Below are 1,704 nucleotides of genomic sequence, written 5' to 3'. Positions count from 1 at the left end.
GCTTCATCCACCACAAACTGCAACCCTAGCGCCTGCAAGCCCTCTTTCAGTTCGGTGTGCATCTGACGATGTCTGGCCCACGCATTTTCCAGCCCCTCTTGCTGCAACAGCAACAAGGATTCATGCAAGGCATATAGCGTATTCACCGGTGCGGTGTGGTGATAACTGCGCTTACTGCTGCCGCTCCAGTATCCCAACACTAAGGTTTGATCTAAAAACCAGCTGGGCACTTTGGTTTTACGCGCCTGTATTTTTGCCAGCGCACGGGCTGAAAACGACAGCGGTGATAAACCCGGTACACAAGATAAGCACTTCTGGCTGCCGGAGTAGACAGCATCAATACCCCATTTATCAACATACAGTGGCACGCCGCCAAGCGACGTTACTGCATCAACAATGGTCAGACAGTCGTGATCGCGGGCCAACTGGCACAGTGCTTGCGCATCTGAACATGCGCCGGTTGAGGTTTCAGCATGCACAAAGGCCACGATTTTAATGGCGGGATCGGCACTCAATGCAGCCGATACTTTATCTACCGAAACCGGTGCGCCCCATGCATCCTCCACCAGCACCACTTGGCCACCTACTCGTTCAACATTTTCAGCCATACGCGCGCCAAACACACCATTGCGGCATACCAGCACTTTATCACCCGGTTCAACGATATTGACAAAACAGGCCTCCATTCCCGCCGAACCGGGCGCAGAGACGGCAATGGTAAACGGATTTTCGGTCTGAAAGGCGTACTGCAACAACGCTTTTAGCTCATCCATCATCTGAATAAACAGTGGATCAAGGTGGCCAATGGTTGGGCGTGATAACGCCTGTAACACTTGCGGGCTGACATCTGACGGGCCTGGGCCCATTAAAATCCGCCGTGGTGGGATAAATGAATGTAAATGCATCGGAACACTCCTTGTTGGCTAACCGGAAGAATACACACAGTTTAGTATCGGAAGGCTTGGCCATAATCGCAATAATCACATTGATTAACAATTTGATTGACAGCTTAAAAATAAACCGATATTTCTGGTGTCAACCTTGCTTGCCACCGTATATGGATTGAGGGCAAGCAGGCCAGAAGAGGTGCATCATTCAGGTAACGGGTAGTCGACACCGCAGTCAGTGACTATCCGCAAGGGGAGTGTATGCCGAGATTGTGTTGCGGCGGATGCAACATGATCGGCTACGGAGGCTGAATCCTCCGGGCTGTCACCGTTATCGGTGGAGCGCTTCTGGGTGCAGGAATTTTCATCGGCATTTGGGTATCTCACTCCCCGGATTTTTGGCTAAATTCCGTTCGCATTTGCGACTCCCGCTGCTTGCTTTACCCCTTCTCGGTTCTGCGGGCTACGTGCCAAGAACGTAAGGACTATTTTCGAGGTCACGAGGAATTTTCATGATGTCTTATCTGACTGTTGCCAAATTTGGCGGAACCAGTGTCGCCAACCATCCGGCGATGTGCCGTTGTGCCGAGATTGTTTTGGATGATCAACACACTAAAGTCGTGGTGCTTTCTGCCTCGGCAGGTGTTACCAATTTACTGGTCGCGTTAGCCAATGGCTGTGATGCTGACCAACGGGTTGACTACCTCAATGAAGTTCGCCAAATCCAGCACGCTATTTTGCGTGATTTAGGCAATCCACCGGCAACGGTCAGCGCCATTCAGCATATGCTCGAAAATATCAGCGCACTGGCAGAAGC

At 51.3% G+C, this 1,704-nt stretch carries 1 protein-coding gene, 1 pseudogene and 1 riboswitch; of the genes and pseudogenes, one reads left to right on the top strand and one right to left on the bottom strand.

The window, feature by feature from the left end; translation table 11 throughout:
• Nucleotides 1-905: pyridoxal-phosphate-dependent aminotransferase family protein (locus tag ACRC27_RS01835; protein ID WP_438639051.1), on the bottom strand; the 905-nt coding region annotated here is incomplete at its 3' end.
• Nucleotides 906-1,073: 168 nt separating this feature from the next.
• A riboswitch (Lysine riboswitch) is annotated at nucleotides 1,074-1,243 on the top strand.
• Nucleotides 1,244-1,399: 156 nt separating this feature from the next.
• Between ACRC27_RS01835 and ACRC27_RS01830 the strand changes: the two are divergent.
• A pseudogene (locus tag ACRC27_RS01830) lies at nucleotides 1,400-1,704 on the top strand (lysine-sensitive aspartokinase 3); the annotation flags it as partial.

This window comes from Plesiomonas sp., from assembly GCF_051650925.1.
Lineage (GTDB): Bacteria > Pseudomonadota > Gammaproteobacteria > Enterobacterales > CAMTGL01 > Plesiomonas.
This window is presented reverse-complemented; position numbering and strand designations above follow the sequence as displayed.